Here is a 15760-nt window from a genome sequence, read left to right on the forward strand (position 1 = left end):
TTATCTGAACAGCCCCCAGGCTTCACAGTTCCCCCCTAATCTCTGCACAGTGACGTGACGGGAGGGGCCGCACCGGCACACCGTCACGACACGGGGGCTCTGGGATCTGGGGGGATCTGTTTGCTGACGTCTGTCTTCATCGCTGCCGTCTCACTGGCGCTGTTCTGGATGGCGGCGTTCACGCTGTGGTGGCAGATGCACGCCTGGCGCACGCCGGAAGTGTTCGCCTCCACGCGGTTCAGCAGCCCGGACGGGGACGAGCACGTCTCCTTCTCGCTGCTGCTGCCCGCCCGGCACGAACAGGCGGTGCTGGACCACACGATCCAGCGCCTGCTGGAGTCGAGCCACACCGACTTCGAGATCATCGTGATCGTCGGGCACGACGACCCGGAGACCACCGCCGTGGCCGAGCAGGCCGCCGCGCGTGACCCCCGGGTGCGCGTCGTCGTCGACACGCACGAGAAGAAGAACAAGCCGAAGGCCATGAACACGGCCCTGCCGCACTGCCGCGGCGACGTCGTCGGCGTCTTCGACGCGGAGGACCAGGTCCACCCGGAGCTCCTCGCGCACGTCGACCACGCCTTCCGCACCACCGGCGCCGACGTCGTCCAGGGCGGGGTGCAGCTGATCAACTTCCACTCCAGCTGGTACAGCCTGCGCAACTGCCTGGAGTACTTCTTCTGGTTCCGCTCGCGGCTCCACCTGCACGCGCAGAAAGGTTTCATTCCGCTTGGCGGCAACACCGTCTTCGTCCGCACGGACGTCCTGCGGGAAGCCGGCGGCTGGGACCCGAACTGCCTCGCCGAGGACTGCGACCTGGGCGTGCGCCTGTCCAGCGTCGGCAAGAAGGTCGTCGTCGCCTACGACTCCGACATGGTGACCCGCGAGGAGACCCCGGGCTCGCTGATGTCCCTGCTGAAGCAGCGCACCCGCTGGAACCAGGGCTTCCTCCAGGTCTACCGGAAGAAGGACTGGCGGCAACTGCCCACCCTGGGGCAGCGGCTGCTCGCCCGCTACACCCTGATGACGCCGTTCATGCAGGCCTTCACCGGCCTGATCATCCCGCTCAACGTGGCGATCGCGCTGTTCCTGGACGTGCCCGTCGGCATCGCCTTCATCACCTTCCTGCCGGCCGTCACCGCCCTGGTCACCTTCGTCTTCGAGATCGTCGGGCTGCACGACTTCGGCAAGCAGTACGGGCTGCGCGTGCGGTTCGTGCACTACCTGAAGCTGATCGTGGGCGGCCCCTTCTACCAGGTGCTGCTCGCCGGGGCGGCCGTGCGTGCCGTCTGGCGCGAGCAGCGCGGACGCAACGACTGGGAGCTGACGACCCACGTCGGCGCGCACCTCGACGAGCGCGCCGTGTCCCGGCCGGACGTGACCCGAGAGGACGTTCCCGCGTGACCTCCACCCTTCCCGCGGTGACCACTCCGAAGGTCCCCGCGCAGCGCCGGCCTGTGTCCGGCACCGGTCCGCAGCGGCGCGCCGAGCCGCCGGGCCGGCTGCGCTCCTCGCGCCCCGACCTGCTCCTGTGCGGTGTCCTGCTCCTGGCGATCCTCGTCGTACAGGGCTGGAACATCGCCGACTACCCGGCCCTCAGCGACGACGAGGGCACCTACCTCGCCCAGGCCTGGTCCGTGCAGCAGGGCAACGGCCTGGCCCACTACACCTACTGGTACGACCACCCGCCGCTGGGCTGGATCCAGATCGCCCTGCTGACCTGGATCCCCGCGCTGATCAGCCCCGAGTCGATGACCGTGGGCACCATGCGCGCCGCCATGCTGGTGATCAGCGGCATCAGCGCGGTCCTCGTCTACGTGCTGGGCCGCCGGCTCGCCCTGCCCCGCTGGGCCGCCGCGCTCGGCATGGTCTTCTTCGGCCTGTCGCCGCTGTCGGTCGTGCTCCAGCGGGAGATCTTCCTCGACAACCTCGCGGTGATGTGGACGCTGCTGGCCTTCACCCTGGCCGCCTCCCCCAGCCGCCATCTCTGGCACCACTTCGGCGCGGGGATAGCGGCCGCCACGGCCGTCCTCACCAAGGAGACGATGCTCGTCGTCCTGCCCGCCCTGTTCCTCACCATGTGGCGCCACAGCCACCGCGACACCCGCAAGTTCGCCCTCACCGGCGCCGTCACGGCCTGCGCCCTGATCGGCTTCTCCTACCCGCTGTTCGCCCTGCTCAAGGGCGAGTTGATGCCGGGCGCCGGACACGTGTCCCTCTGGGACGGCGTCAAGTACCAGATGACCAGACCCGGTTCGGGCTTCATCCTGGACCAGGGCTCCGGCTCCTGGGGCGTGCTCCAGTCGTGGCTCTACTACGACAAGATCCTGCCCCTCGGCGGCCTCGCGGGCGCCCTGCTGCTGCTCGTCACCTGGCGCTGGTCGGTCACCGCCCGGGCCCTGGCCGGACCGGCCCTGGCCGTGGCGATCCTCGCCGCGCTGGCCCTGCGCCCGAACGGCTACCTGCCCGCGATGTACGTCATCCAGGCCCTGCCGTTCCTGGCGCTGGTCCTCGCCGGAGGAACCGCCTCGGTCGCCCACGCGGTGCTCAGCCGCTGGCGCTCCGAGGCGGAGAAACGCTACCTCAGCGTGGGCCGGTACGCGCTCGCCACGGTCCTCGCCCTGGCCGCCGGCGCCTACGTCCTGCCGCACTGGTACGACGGCGCCCGCACCGCCGTCACCACCGACGCCAACGCCCCCTACAAGGCCGCCTCCAGGTGGCTCGCCACGGAGGTCGAGAACCCGGAGCGCACCCGGGTGCTGGTCGACGACGCGCTCTGGCTGGACCTGGTGCACCAGGGCTACCGGCCCGGGCTCGGCGTCATCTGGTTCTACAAGGCCGACCTGGACCCGGCGGTGACGAAGACGATGCCGCGCGGCTGGAAGGACCTGGACTACGTCGTCGCCTCGCCGACCGTACGGCGGGACGCGGCCGACCTGCCCAACGTCAAGGCCGCCATGGAGCACTCCGAACCGGTCGCCACCTTCGGCACCGGCGAGGACCGCATCGAGATCCGCCAGATCCAGACCACCGCCGGAGGCACGCGATGAGCCAGGAGTCCACCGTCCCCGGCGAGGTCGTCGAGACCGCCGAGATCCCCGAACCGGGCGCCGTCACCATCGTCGTACCGACGTTCAACGAGTCGGCGAACGTGCGGCAGTTGCTGCGCCAGATCACCGAGTCCGTGCCGGCCCGGCTGCCCTGCGAGGTCGTCTTCGTGGACGACTCCACCGACGACACGCCCGAGGTGATCGAGAAGGCGGCGCAGGACTGCCCGTTCCCGGTGACCGTGCTGCACCGCGAGGAGCCGGTGGGCGGGCTGGGCGGCGCGGTCGTCGAGGGGCTGAAGGCGGCCACCTCCGACTGGATCGTCGTCATGGACGGCGACTGCCAGCACCCGCCGTCCCTCGTGCCCGACCTGGTCGCCACCGGCGAACGCGCCAACGCGGGGCTGGTCGTGGCCTCCCGCTACACCAAGGGCGGCAGCCGGGCCGGGCTCGCGGGCAGCTACCGGGTGGCCGTATCACGCGGGGCGACCTGGCTGACCAAGGCGCTCTTCCCGCGCCGGCTGCACGGCATCAGCGACCCGATGAGCGGCTTCTTCGCGATCCGCCGCAGCGCGGTCACAGCCGAGGTCCTCCAGCCGCTCGGCTACAAGATCCTGCTCGAACTCGCCGTCCGCAGCCGCCCGCGCACGGTCACCGAGGTGCCGTTCGTCTTCCAGGACCGGTTCGCCGGGGAGTCCAAGTCCACCGCGCAGGAGGGCCTGCGCTTCCTGCGTCACCTGGCCGGACTGCGGGCCGCCTCGCCGGTGGCGCGGATGATCGGCTTCGGACTGATCGGGCTGACCGGCTTCGTGCCGAACCTGCTCGGCCTGTGGGCGCTGACCGCGCTCGGCATGCACTACGTACCGGCGGAGATCCTCGCCAACCAGCTCGGCGTGGCCTGGAACTTCGTGCTCATCGAGCACCTGCTGTTCCGCGAGCGGCGTCGGCACCGGCGCTGGTGGGACCGGGCCGGGCGGTTCGCGCTGCTCGCCAACGCCGATCTGGTGCTGCGCATCCCGCTGATCGCCCTGTTCGTGCATCAGCTGCACCTGGGCGTGCTGTCCGCCACCGCGCTCGCGCTGGTGACGACGTTCGTCCTGCGCTTCGTGGCGACCGAAGCGCTGGTCTACCTGCCGCGCCCGGCCCGTGAGGAGTCCGCGCGCGGCGGCCGCACCGCAAGGAGAGCCGTGTGAACCTTCGTCGCAGAACGACCGCACTGCTGTCCGTGGCGGGCCTGACCTCGGGCCTGCTGCTGACCGCACCCCAGTCCGCCTCCGCCGCCAACCTCGTCAAGAACCCCGGGTTCGAGACCGCCGGCACCGGTGACATGCCCTACTGCTGGGAGAAGTCCGGCTGGGGCGACAACGACTTCACCTTCACCACCACCTCCGACGCGCACACCGGCTCCAAGGCGATGAAGGTGGAGCTGACCCGCCGCGTCGACGGCGACCGCAAGGCGCTGATCACCGAGTCCGCCGCCTGCGCGCCGGTGGTGACGCCGGGCAAGCAGTACGACCTCGGCCTCTGGTACAAGACGACCACGCCGGACGCGGCGATCACGCTGTTCCGGCACGACACCACGGCCGGCTGGCAGTACTGGACCGACCTCAAGACGCTGGATCTGGCGGGCAGCTGGACCCAGGCGACGGTCCGCACGCCCGAGGTCCCGGCCGGCACCGACCGCATCTCCTGGGGCGTCTCGGTCTACGGCACCGGCTCCGCCACCACCGACGACTACACGATGGACCAGGTCCCCGACCCGGTCCTGCCGCCGCAGTGCACGGGCACGGCCGAGCAGTGCGCGAACGGCAAGTGGGACGTGCTGCCCACGCAGAACCCGGTCCGCTCGATGCACTCCGTCGTCCTGCACAACGGCAAGGTGCTGCTGATCGCGGGCTCCGGCAACGACGAGTCGATGTTCGAGGCGGGCACCTTCACCTCGGCGGTCTACGACCCGGCGAACGGCTCCTACAAGATCGTCCCCACGCCGAAGGACATGTTCTGCGCCGGGCACGTCCAGCTCCAGGACGGCCGGGTGCTGGTGATGTCCGGCAACAAGGGCTATCCGACGGCGGACGGCCGGATCGGCTACCAGGGCTTCAAGGACTCGTACATCTTCGACCCGGAGACCGAGACCTACACCAAGACCAACGACATGAACGACGGCCACTGGTACCCGTCGGCCACGATCCTCGGCAACGGTGACGTCATCTCCTTCGGCGGTCTGCGCGAGGACTCCACCGGCTCCGTCGCCGCCGAGCTGTTCTCCGAGGCCGAGCAGCAGTGGCAGCCGCTGTGGAAGGTGAACCAGACCTGGTCGTACTGGGGCCTGTACCCGTCGATGATCCTCATGCAGGACGGCCGCCTCTTCTACTCGGGCAGCCATGTCTTCGGCAACAACATCCCCGGCACCGGATCGGCGATCTACGACTACGGCGCCAACACCATCACCCAGGTGCCGGGCCTGCGGAACAAGGACGAGCGCGACCAGTCGGCCAGCGTGCTGCTGCCCCCGGCGCAGGACCAGAAGGTCCTCACTCTCGGTGGCGGCAACATCGACTCCAACCCGGAGGCGAACCGCCTGACCGACATCATCGACCTCAAGCAGCCCAACCCCTCGTACGTGGCCGGGCCGCCGATCCCGCAGGGCACGGTCGACCTGGGCAACGGACCCGTCCCGCAGACCGGGAACCAGGGCAAGATGTACGTCTCCGCGGTGCTCCTGCCCGACGGCAAGGTGCTGGAGACGGGCGGCGCCCTGCACAACCGGGCCAACCCGGTCTACGAGACGTCGATCTTCGACCCCGCGTCGGAGACGTTCGACCCGGTGGCCGTCGACCCCGAGGCGCGCGGCTACCACTCCTCGGCGTTCCTGCTGCCCGACGGCCGTGTGATGACCACCGGCGACAACCCGGGCAACGGCTCCTGGAACCACGACGTGTCGGTCTACAGCCCGCCCTATCTGTTCAAGGGCCCGCGTCCGCAGATCACGTCGGTCATCGACACCGAGTGGACCTACGGCGACACCCAGCGGATCACCGTCGACCGGCCCATCGCCAAGGCCGAGCTGATCCGCCCGGCCGCGGTGACGCACTCCTCCGACCCGAACCAGCGGTTCGTGGACCTGCCGCTGTCCGTCGACGGCAACAACGTCGACCTCAACGTGACCAGCAACCCCAACCTGGCCCCGCCCGGCTGGTACATGCTCTTCGCGGTGGACGCCAACGGGGTGCCGTCGGTGGCCGAGTGGGTGCACCTTCAGGGCCCGCAGGCGCTCAAGGCGACCGACGCCTCGGCCCACGTCCACGACTTCGCGGACGCGCCAGAGGGCAAGGTCGTCAAGCCCGGCAAGAAGCGCACGTCGCAGAAGGTCAGCCCGACGATCTCCGGCTGCGACCGCCACTACGGCTCGATCAACGTCTGCGTCCCGACGGACTTCCCGGCGGAGGTGAAGAAGACGACGGCGGCCCGCTGCGAGTGGCTCAAGACCAACGACTACGGCCGCCTGAAGGTCAACGGCAAGGACGACCCCCTGGGCCTGGACAGGAACAGGGACGGAATCGCCTGCGGCAAGTCAGACGTGACCAGGCGCTAGGAAGACGCCCCTGCGAGGGCGCGGGGAACTGCGCGACCGGCCACGACGGTCCCGCAGTTCCCCACCGCGCACACCCTCAGCGGCCCTCGGAGCACAGCGCGACAGCCTCCCGCACGATGGCCTCCAACTGCTCGTGATGCGCGCCCCGCCAGTACGCCCGCCCGCACTCCCCGCACTGCGCGAACACGTCGTACGTCGCGTGTGTGCCGTGCTTGAGCTGGTCGGCGACCTCTTCCTTGGTCGCCTCGCGGAGCAGCCCGTTGCACGCGGTGCACCGCGTCCAGGGCCGCAGGCCGGGCCGGAACCGGTCCAGCACCTCCCGCAGCTGCTCCTCGGGGCGCGTGCTGTAGACGAACGCCCCGGCCCACAGCTCCCGGCGCCGCAGCAGCCCCCGGTCGCGGCTCAGCATGACCCGCCGCTCGGCCGCCGAACGGGCCGCCAGGGCGGGATCGCCGATGTCGATCGACTCGTACGCCGTGTCCACGCCGAGCAGACGCAGCCGGCGGGCGAGCGTCCCGAGGTGGACGTCGAGCAGGAACCGCAGGGGAGCGCCCGGGACCCGCTGCGGGTGGGCGACGGCCCGTACGGTCACCGACTCCCCGGCCGCGGGGACGTGCGAGACCGGCACGTCCCGGCCGTCCACCACCAGCGCGCCCACCTCGGTCAGCGGCACGCCCAGCGACTCGATGACATGGCCGAGGCTGGAGACGCCGTCGGTGGCGGCCCGCACGGTGCCGTCCCGCCGGGCCCGGGGGACGAAGACGTGCAGCTCGGGGGCGAACTCGACGTGGATCTCGGGACCGTTCACCCGGTCAGGATGCCACGGCCGGGGGCCCGGGCCTCAGGGTTTTCCGGCCGGCAGGCCGTGCTCCAGGACGTCCAGGGCGCGGTCGACGAGAACCCGGATGTCGTCGCGGTGGCCGGTCTCGGCCCAGTAGCGGGAGGCCTCCATCAGGCCGCCCATGACGGACATGGCGAAGACCCGGAGCTCCAGGCCGTCGGGGTCGAGGCCGGAGCGCTCGGCGAGGGCCTCGCGCAGCAGCCGGCCGGTCACGGCCGTGCTCTCCAGCATCCGGGCGCGCACGGCCGGGACCTCGACGCCGAGCCGGGCGCGCAGCCGCAGCACCTCGGGCTCCTCGGCGAGGCTCAGGTCGAGGGCCGTACGGATCACCCGCCGCAGGACGGCGGCCCACGACTCGTCCTCCGGCCGGGCCCGCAGCTCCGCCGTCATGAGCCGGTCCCACTCGTCGGTGACGACGATGTCCTCCTTGGTGGGGAAGTACCGGAAGACCGTCGACGGCGACACCTCGGCGCGCTCGGCGATCTGCTCGATCGTCGTGGCGTCGTAGCCCTGCTCGTCGATCAGCGCGTAGGTCGCGGTGCGGATCGCCTGGCGGGTCTTGATCTTCTTCCGCTCCCGGAGCCCCGGCTGGGGGCGGTCGGCGGAGGTGGTGACAGCAGCCATGATGTGACAGTAGCTCTCAGACGCGAGCCGCTGTCACATCACTCACCCTATCCGTGCTGGTACGCCACCAGGGAGATGCCCACGTAGTGCGCGATGAAGGCCGCCAGCGTGAAGGAGTGGAACACCTCGTGGAAGCCGAACCAGCGCGGTGACGGGTTCGGGCGCTTGATGCCGTAGATGATGCCGCCCGCGCTGTAGAGCAGGCCGCCGACGATGACCAGGACGAGGACCGCGATCCCGCCGGTGCGCATGAAGTCCGGCAGGTAGAACACGGCCGCCCAGCCCATCGCGATGTAGCAGGGCGTGTACAGCCAGCGCGGGGCGCCGACCCAGAAGACGCGGAAGAGGATGCCCGCCACCGCGGCGGCCCAGATGCCCCACAGCAGCCACTCGCCCTGGGCGCCGGGCAGGAGCAGCATGGCCAGCGGCGTGTAGGTGCCCGCGATGATCAGGAAGATGTTGGCGTGGTCCAGGCGGCGCAGCACGCCGTCCATGCGGGGGCTCCAGTTGCCCCGGTGGTACAGCGCGCTCACGCCGAACAGCAGGCAGGCCGTCAGGGCGTAGATGCCACAGGCGATGCGTCCTCTGGTCGAGTCGGCCAGGGCGGTCAGGACCAGGCCCGCGACGAGGGCGGCCGGGAACATGCCGAGGTGCAGCCACCCGCGGAGCTTGGGCTTCACGGGGTGTGGCAGGGAGAGCGCCTGCGGACCGCTGGCGCCGGCCGGCGAGTCCGAGGGCGCGTCGGGGACGAACGCAGTCATGGCCGAATGGTAGCTACGGAACCGTAAGTGACGTATCAGTCGCGCTGATTGGCCGACGAAGAGTGGCCATCCTCTCACCCTGGCCGAACGATGGTCACGCAAACGGACGGTCAGGTGAACGCAACGTGCACGCAAAGCGCCGCCGAGAAACCGTGGCGATCCTCACGTTGCTCACCTGTGCGCTCCTCTGGACAGATGGGCGCTTCCGTCGGATGATCAAATGAGTGCGGTCGGCACCGGATGAGCGCCCAAGTCACACCGTGAAGCATCCGGGTCGCAGCCCCCACGGGGCCTCCACATCAAAAAAATCCCTCATTTAGGAGCAATCGTGGCGCGCGACATCGCGGCTCCCACCGTCCCCACCACTCATCAGGGACTGATCTCGTGGGTCAACGAGATCGCAGAACTGACGCAGCCGGACAACGTGGTCTGGTGTGACGGATCCGAGGCCGAGTACGAGCGACTGTGCGAGGAGCTCGTCCGGAAGGGCACCTTCCGTAAGCTCGACCCGATCAAGCGCCCCCACTCCTACTACGCCGCCTCCGACCCGACCGACGTCGCGCGCGTCGAGGACCGGACGTTCATCTGCTCCGAGAAGGAGGAGGACGCGGGCCCGACCAACCACTGGAAGGCCCCCGCCGAGATGCGGGAGATCTTCCAGGGCGCCGGGGGCCGGGGCGGCCTGTTCCGCGGCTCGATGCGCGGCCGCACCATGTACGTCGTGCCCTTCTGCATGGGCCCGCTCGGCTCGCCGCTGTCCGCGCTCGGCGTCGAGATCACCGACTCGGCCTACGTCGCCGTCTCCATGCGCACCATGACGCGCATGGGCCAGGCCGTGCTCGACGAGCTCGGCTCCGACGGGTTCTTCGTCAAGGCCGTGCACACCCTGGGCGCCCCGCTGGAGCCCGGCCAGGAGGACGTCCCCTGGCCCTGCAACCAGACCAAGTACATCTCCCACTTCCCCGAGGACCGCGAGATCTGGTCCTACGGCTCGGGCTACGGCGGCAACGCCCTGCTCGGCAAGAAGTGCTACGCCCTGCGCATCGCCTCCGTCATGGCCCGCGACGAGGGCTGGCTGGCCGAGCACATGCTCGTCCTGAAACTGACCCCGCCGCGCGGCGAGGCCAAGTACGTCGCCGCCGCCTTCCCGAGCGCCTGCGGCAAGACCAACCTCGCCATGCTGGAGCCGACCATCCCCGGCTGGACGGTCGAGACCATCGGTGACGACATCGCCTGGATGCGCTTCGGCGAGGACGGCCGCCTCTACGCCATCAACCCCGAGGCCGGCTTCTTCGGCGTCGCCCCCGGCACCGGCGAGCACACCAACGCCAACGCGATGAAGACGCTGTGGGGCAACTCCGTCTTCACCAACGTCGCCCTCACCGACGACAACGACGTGTGGTGGGAGGGCATGACGGAGGAGACCCCGGCCCACCTGACGGACTGGAAGGGCAACGACTGGACGCCGGAGTCCGGCACCCCGGCCGCCCACCCCAACGCCCGCTTCACCGTCCCGGCCTCGCAGTGCCCGATCATCGCGCCGGAGTGGGAGGACCCCAAGGGCGTGCCGATCTCGGCGATCCTCTTCGGCGGCCGCCGCGCCACCGCCGTGCCGCTGGTGACGGAGTCCTTCGACTGGAACCACGGCGTCTTCCTCGGCGCCAACGTGGCCTCCGAGAAGACCGCGGCGGCCGAGGGCAAGGTCGGCGAACTGCGCCGCGACCCCTTCGCGATGCTGCCCTTCTGCGGCTACAACATGGGCGACTACATGGCCCACTGGATCGACGTGGCCAAGGACAAGGACCAGTCCAAGCTGCCGAAGATCTACTACGTCAACTGGTTCCGCAAGGACGACGAGGGCAAGTTCGTCTGGCCCGGCTTCGGCGAGAACTCCCGCGTCCTGAAGTGGATCGTGGAGCGCCTGGAGGGCAAGGCCGAGGGCGTCGAGACCCCCATCGGTGTCCTGCCGACCAAGGAGGCCCTCGACACGGACGGCCTGGAGCTGGCCGAGTCCGACCTGGACTTCCTGCTCACGGTCGACAAGGAGGTCTGGCGCGAGGAGGCCGCCCTGGTCCCCGAGCACCTCAACACCTTCGGTGACCACACCCCGAAGGAGCTGTGGGACGAGTACCGCGCCCTGGTGGAGCGCCTGGGCTGAGCCCCACCCCCTGAACTCCGCGGCCGGCTGGAACCGACAGTGCCCTGACCAGCAACATCGTCACGGCCGGCCGCGGAACCGACTGGCGGGGCCCGCACAACGGCGTGCGGGGTTCGGGGCCGGTCACCGCGTCCTCCGTCCGCCCCGACGGAAACCCAGCGGCGACCGGCCCCCTCCCGCCCGCTTCGGCGCGGCCCGCTCCGCGGGCTCACGAACGTGCCGATGGATGACCGAGCGCTCCGGCCGACACCTTGTGTCGACCGGGGCGCTCGGGCGTTTCCGGAACCCCGGGCGTTTCCGGGGCCTCGGGCGTTTGCGGAACAGGGACGAGCAGCTCGCACCACACCGTCTTGCGGCCGGCCTCCTGCTCCACGCCCCACCGCAGGGCCAGCGCGTCGAGCAGCGCCAGCCCGCGGCCGGATTCCGCCTCGGCCCCGGCCGCCGCGACCAGGACGGGCAGGGCCCGGGGATGGGGATCGGTGACCCCGACCCGGACGCGTCCGCCCTCCTCCTCCCACACCCGTACCGTCACGGGGACGCCCTCCCCGACATGCCGGATCACATTCGTCACGAGCTCACTCGCGCACAGCTGCACGTCGATCCCGTACGAGCGCAGGGCCCGCCGCACGCCGGACACCTCGGCGGGGGTCGCGAGCAACTCCAGGGTCAGGTCCTGCGCGGTGAGGCGAGGGCAGGGGCTGGGCATGGGGGTTCACACCTTCCAGTGCGCTGAGTGACGAACTCCTCACACTGTGACGCCGGTCGCCGTACCGTGACAGTCCTTCCGCCTCCCGCTCCCGAACTGCGGCTGCGTGGTGAAGGGGCTGGTAGCGCGCGGTAACGGCACACCAAGGACGGTGAACGATGGGTCAGCGCAAGGACATCGACGGTTCGACGGGCGTCCCGACCTTCTACGGCAGTGAGTTGCGCTGGAAGCGGGAGGAGGCGGGCCTGACCCTCCAGCAACTCGTCGAGGGCAGCTTCTACGGCCCGAGCCACCTCAGCGAGATCGAGCGGGGCACGCGCCGGATGCCGGCGGAACTCGCCGAGCACGTGGACCGGGTGCTCGGCACGGACGGCTTCTTCCGGCGGCGGTGCGAGGACGTGCGGCGGGCGAAACGGCGGGGGCATGCGAGCTACTTCGAGCGGGTGCTGGAAGCGGAGCAGCACGCGGAGACCATCGAGGAGTGGTGCCCGACGCTGGTCCCGGGGTTGTTGCAGACGGAGGCGTATGCGCGGGCGGTGGTGCGGGCAACGCACCCACTCGCTCCGGATGAGGAGGTAGAGGAAAAGGTCACTGCCCGACTGGCACGGGCCCGTCTCTTCGATGAGAACCACAAGACGCCGGTGTACTGGGCCATCCTGTCCGAGTCCCTGCTCCGCCAGCCGATCATCCCGCCTAGCCAGGCATCCGAACAGTGGCAGCACATCGCCACTTTGGCGCGACGGCACCGGATCGTTCCCCAGATTCTTCCGTGGAACTGCGGAGCGCACCCGTTCATGCTTGGCACTGCGATGATCATGACGTTCTCTGACGCGCCACCGCTGGTGTACACGGAGGCGCTGCACAGTGGAGACACCATCGACGATCCGGGCCTCGTTAAGGATTACCGAAGGTCGTACGATTTGCTCAGGGCCGCCGCGCTACCTCGGGAGGCGTCCCTCGCCCTGATCGAGCAAGCGGCTGAGGATGGCGGAAATGGCGAGCAACGGGATTGACTTGCGTACAGCCGTCTGGCGCAAGAGCACGTACAGCAACGGCAGTGGCGGCAACTGCGTCGAGGTAGCTGAGGCCTTCCCCGGCGCAGCCCGCTGGCGTAAGAGCACCTACAGCAATGGAACGGGCGGCGACTGCCTCGAAGTCTGCGACGCCCACACCGCCGTCGTTCCCGTCCGTGACTCCAAGACTGCCCCCCACGGTCCGGTCCTCGCCATCACGGCCCCGGCCTGGACGTCCTTCGTCACGTCCCTCAAGTCGGCGCCTGCCGCGTGACTCCATCGGCTCCGCGAGAGCGGAGTCGGTGGCTTCACCTCCTCATTCTCCGGCGGGCCATGGCCATGAAGGTCAACGCCAGCCCGCCGAGAGCGGCAAGTGCTCCGGCACCCATGAGTACAGGGTCCTGTTCGCTAGCGCCCAGGATGATGCAGAACAGTCCGAATGCGGCGCCGATCACCACGAACAGCGTCAGCTTCTTGGCCTGGCTGATGGGCATCAGCTGTTTCTCCTGGCCTTGCTGCGGACTCCGGTCGTCCACAGGAGGAGCGACGCCACGCCCAGAGCTGCCAGGGTGAGGAGGAGGACCCTCTGTGTTCCCTCCGCCGCGAGGCCTTGCAGCAGCGCGAGCACGGTGACGACCGCGACCACGGCCAGGAAGATGCTCATCCTGATTCTGTCGCTCATGGTGCAACGTCCCCTTTCGCTTTCGGCACAGCGAAGTGGCGGGCCTTTCCCCCAGTCGTCTCGGAGTTCAACGTGCCCGCCGGTTCGCCGACGAATCCGGCGGTCAGGAGTGACTCCTCCGGCGCCCACGAGCAACGTAGACGCAGGCCGCTATGCCAGGAGCCGCCCCCACCAGGCAGAGCATGGCCGCTCTTTCCTCGCCCAATGCGAAGGCCAGGAGAAGGAGGGTGGTCATCACTGCTGCGTAACCCACCATGAGCCATCTCAGGGGGCGACCAGGGGACCAGTTCCGCATGGGACACGCTCCACGTGGTTCAGACGGTTCCCACTGCTGTGATTCAAACCTGACCGTTCACGCGACCAACGAAGGCGCGGGCGTCATCCATGCGTAGCGGCGACACCAGCATCTCTTTTCCCTTCGCGAACCCGCCATCAGGAGCTGTGATGCGAACCTTCCCTCGGGTGAAGCTTGCAGTGCATGCCCCGCGAGGGCTTTCCCAGGTGACACCGGCAGGAAGGCCGGTCACTTTCCCGAAGCGCAGGACAATCAAGCGTCGGTCAAGCAGCGTGCCGCCACCCCTCTAACGATTACGACGGCTCTTGACCAGTACGGTGATGACACCGAGAACTCCTCCGAGGATCAAGGCGGTGACAAGGGTCCTAACCATTTCGTCTCCATCCCGTTCCGTCCTGCATGGCATACATGAGCATTCCGATGCCGACGATCCCCAGAGCGCCCAGCGTGATGAGTGTTACTTCCCCGGATCCGTCAGTGAGAAATGCTTGAACAAGAGCGGCGACTGACACCACCCCGCTGACAGCGGCGAAGATTTTCAGCTTTCGCCTTTCATTCACTGCAAGAACCCCACTCTCTTTGGACAAGGAGATTAAGGCTCGCGCCCCGCTGTCTCGAACGAATTCAGAGCGCCTTGTCAGGGGCGGGTCTTTCGATGGGCCAGGAAGGCGAGAACCGTCAGAATCATTCCGCATGCCGCTGCGATCACTCCGAGCACGATCAGCACGGTATCGCCAGCAAGTGTTCCAGTGATGCAAGCACATATTCCGCCGATCAACACTATCGCCGAAAATATTCGCACTGCCCTGATGGCATCGTCCATCGACGCGTCCCTCCCTCCTATCCCAACGCCCCTTCCGAATTCGTGGGCGACTCCGTCGAGGCCACGCCGTGTTCCCTCACGTTCGGCGTCGCCCCACCAACCAGACCAGGCTGCTGACGATCAAAAGGAATACACCCTCGATGATCAGCACGCGGGCAATGCTGCAGCTTGTCCAAGCTGAAACCGTGAAGGCCAGACCCGCCAGAAGCGCGATGGCGAGAACCGTGGCTGCCTTCCTGCTGGCTGCACTCACCGTAGTCTAAAATCCGGACTTACGGATGGGCGATTTCCGGTCCGAAGCCAGGACGGTGAGAGTCACCGCAAGAGTGAGACCGAACAACGCACCGGTGCCATTCACCATACCGTTCATGTCTCCCGACTCATTCACGTGCGAGATGGTCAGCGTTGCCAGCCATGCCAGGAATAAGAACCCAGTGATCGAAAGCAGGATCACTATCAGCGTGTTCTCACTCTTGTCTTCGCGTGTCATGACCTTCTCTCACTTTTCCGGTGTTGACAGGGGCGCCACCGGCGTACAGGTAGGGGTTCGCCTCCTGCCCCGACGGGTCGGGTTGAGTGAAGCGGCCGAGGACGTTGCCCGTGGCGTCGGTGAGGTAGTAATAGGACTTCCCCCCGTCGTCATGAAGTTTCAGGTGCCCGCCGGTTCGCGGATGAATCCGGTGTCCACGCCGTACGTCGCCGTGGACGCGGGCCGGGCGCGGTGTGGCGGCACCAGGCCCAACCCGGCTTGTTGCGTTCGGAGTTGGCCGCGCCCCCGCGGGCCGGGCCGGCCGGCTCATGTGACGGGGGCAGGCCCTGGCAGGTGAGCGTTCTCCTGGTGCGTGGCGGTGAGCTTGACGCTGCTGAGGCGCCAGCCCTGCGGTGTCCGGATGGCCTCGTTGTCGTAGAAGCCGATGACCAGCCATCGGTCCGGCCCGCCGCCTGCCCGCTCCGTCGGCACCCAGTGTTCGGCGCGGACGTGCGCATGGAGGGTCGCGCGGTCGCCGTCGATCTCGATGACGTGGCCGGTGATGGTGTGGTGCGTGGCGGAGAAGGGGGCGAAGGCTTGTCCCAGTACCTGGACGTACTCGTCGAGCGGCACGGTCATGGGCGGCAGGTCGATGACCGAGGAGAAGTCGAGGGTCACTGAGTCCGGGTGGACAAGGAAGGGAGGCGGGTGAAGTCCTTGAGGTCGGCGATGTCGGCGTAGCGGCC

General features: G+C 68.8%; 17 protein-coding genes. 7 read left to right on the forward strand and 10 right to left on the reverse strand.

Annotated elements, in window-relative coordinates; translation table 11 throughout:
* Positions 1-120 precede the first annotated feature (120 nt).
* From CHR28_RS19995 to CHR28_RS20010, 4 genes are read left to right on the forward strand one after another with little or no spacing between them, the layout of a single operon-like run.
* Entirely contained in the window at positions 121-1404 is a 1284-nt protein-coding gene (locus CHR28_RS19995; protein ID WP_094055020.1) for a glycosyltransferase, read from the forward strand.
* Entirely contained in the window at positions 1401-3050 is a 1650-nt protein-coding gene (locus CHR28_RS20000) for an ArnT family glycosyltransferase (protein ID WP_094055021.1), read from the forward strand. The genes CHR28_RS19995 and CHR28_RS20000 overlap by 4 nt, the downstream gene beginning before the upstream one ends.
* Positions 3047-4240 carry a glycosyltransferase gene (locus CHR28_RS20005; protein WP_094055022.1) on the forward strand — a complete coding sequence of 398 codons (1194 nt, stop codon included), beginning with the start codon at positions 3047-3049 and terminating at the stop codon, positions 4238-4240. The genes CHR28_RS20000 and CHR28_RS20005 overlap by 4 nt, the downstream gene beginning before the upstream one ends.
* A complete protein-coding gene (locus CHR28_RS20010; RefSeq protein ID WP_094055023.1) occupies positions 4237-6642 on the forward strand; it encodes a galactose oxidase-like domain-containing protein in 2406 nt (801 codons plus the stop codon). Before CHR28_RS20005 ends, CHR28_RS20010 begins: the two co-directional genes overlap by 4 nt.
* A gap of 76 nt (positions 6643-6718) precedes the next feature.
* On the opposite strand, the gene CHR28_RS20015 is transcribed toward CHR28_RS20010, so the two are convergent.
* Genes CHR28_RS20015 through trhA form a run of 3 tightly spaced genes read right to left on the reverse strand, consistent with a single transcriptional unit; the run spans position 6719 to position 8868 of the window.
* Complete coding sequence (locus tag CHR28_RS20015; protein WP_094055024.1) at positions 6719-7450, reverse strand: Mut7-C RNAse domain-containing protein; 732 nt, start codon at positions 7448-7450, stop codon at positions 6719-6721.
* A gap of 33 nt (positions 7451-7483) precedes the next feature.
* Positions 7484-8107, reverse strand: coding sequence for a TetR/AcrR family transcriptional regulator (locus tag CHR28_RS20020; protein WP_094055025.1), 624 nt, complete (start codon positions 8105-8107; stop codon positions 7484-7486).
* Between the two features lie 47 nt (positions 8108-8154).
* Positions 8155-8868: a PAQR family membrane homeostasis protein TrhA gene (gene trhA, locus CHR28_RS20025; protein WP_094055026.1), complete on the reverse strand. Its 714-nt coding sequence runs from the start codon at positions 8866-8868 to the stop codon at positions 8155-8157.
* Between the two features lie 328 nt (positions 8869-9196).
* Here trhA and CHR28_RS20030 point away from each other — a divergent pair, with 328 nt between their 5' ends.
* On the forward strand, positions 9197-11026 hold the full coding sequence (locus tag CHR28_RS20030) for a phosphoenolpyruvate carboxykinase (GTP) (protein WP_094055027.1): 1830 nt from the start codon (positions 9197-9199) through the stop codon (positions 11024-11026).
* 208 nt (positions 11027-11234) lie between these two features.
* Here CHR28_RS20030 and CHR28_RS20035 read toward each other — a convergent pair whose 3' ends face one another.
* Entirely contained in the window at positions 11235-11732 is a 498-nt protein-coding gene (locus CHR28_RS20035; RefSeq protein WP_094055028.1) for an ATP-binding protein, read from the reverse strand.
* A gap of 158 nt (positions 11733-11890) precedes the next feature.
* Between CHR28_RS20035 and CHR28_RS20040 the strand changes: the two genes are divergently transcribed.
* Together CHR28_RS20040 and CHR28_RS20045 are read left to right on the forward strand one after the other, a co-directional pair.
* On the forward strand, positions 11891-12745 hold the full coding sequence (locus CHR28_RS20040; protein ID WP_094055029.1) for a helix-turn-helix domain-containing protein: 855 nt from the start codon (positions 11891-11893) through the stop codon (positions 12743-12745).
* Positions 12726-13019 carry a DUF397 domain-containing protein gene (locus CHR28_RS20045; protein WP_094055030.1) on the forward strand — a complete coding sequence of 98 codons (294 nt, stop codon included), beginning with the start codon at positions 12726-12728 and terminating at the stop codon, positions 13017-13019. Before CHR28_RS20040 ends, CHR28_RS20045 begins: the two co-directional genes overlap by 20 nt.
* Before the next feature lie 34 nt (positions 13020-13053).
* On the opposite strand, the gene CHR28_RS20050 is transcribed toward CHR28_RS20045, so the two are convergent.
* From CHR28_RS20050 to CHR28_RS20065, 6 genes are all read right to left on the reverse strand, one after another.
* On the reverse strand, positions 13054-13239 hold the full coding sequence (locus CHR28_RS20050) for a hypothetical protein (protein WP_094055031.1): 186 nt from the start codon (positions 13237-13239) through the stop codon (positions 13054-13056).
* On the reverse strand, positions 13239-13427 hold the full coding sequence (locus tag CHR28_RS20055; protein ID WP_094055032.1) for a hypothetical protein: 189 nt from the start codon (positions 13425-13427) through the stop codon (positions 13239-13241). Before CHR28_RS20055 ends, CHR28_RS20050 begins: the two co-directional genes overlap by 1 nt.
* Before the next feature lie 932 nt (positions 13428-14359).
* Positions 14360-14545 (reverse strand): hypothetical protein, encoded by a 186-nt coding sequence (locus CHR28_RS37505; RefSeq protein WP_143655865.1) that lies wholly within the window; start codon positions 14543-14545, stop codon positions 14360-14362.
* 76 nt (positions 14546-14621) lie between these two features.
* Positions 14622-14798 (reverse strand): hypothetical protein, encoded by a 177-nt coding sequence (locus tag CHR28_RS37820; protein WP_179272495.1) that lies wholly within the window; start codon positions 14796-14798, stop codon positions 14622-14624.
* A 6-nt stretch (positions 14799-14804) separates the two neighbouring features.
* Complete coding sequence (locus CHR28_RS20060; RefSeq protein ID WP_094055033.1) at positions 14805-15035, reverse strand: hypothetical protein; 231 nt, start codon at positions 15033-15035, stop codon at positions 14805-14807.
* 306 nt (positions 15036-15341) lie between these two features.
* Positions 15342-15692: a nuclear transport factor 2 family protein gene (locus CHR28_RS20065; RefSeq protein ID WP_218829470.1), complete on the reverse strand. Its 351-nt coding sequence runs from the start codon at positions 15690-15692 to the stop codon at positions 15342-15344.
* Between the last annotated feature and the right edge of the window lie 68 nt (positions 15693-15760).

This window comes from Streptomyces sp. XY006 (assembly GCF_002237655.1).
Taxonomy (GTDB): Bacteria; Actinomycetota; Actinomycetes; order Streptomycetales; family Streptomycetaceae; genus Streptomyces; species Streptomyces levis.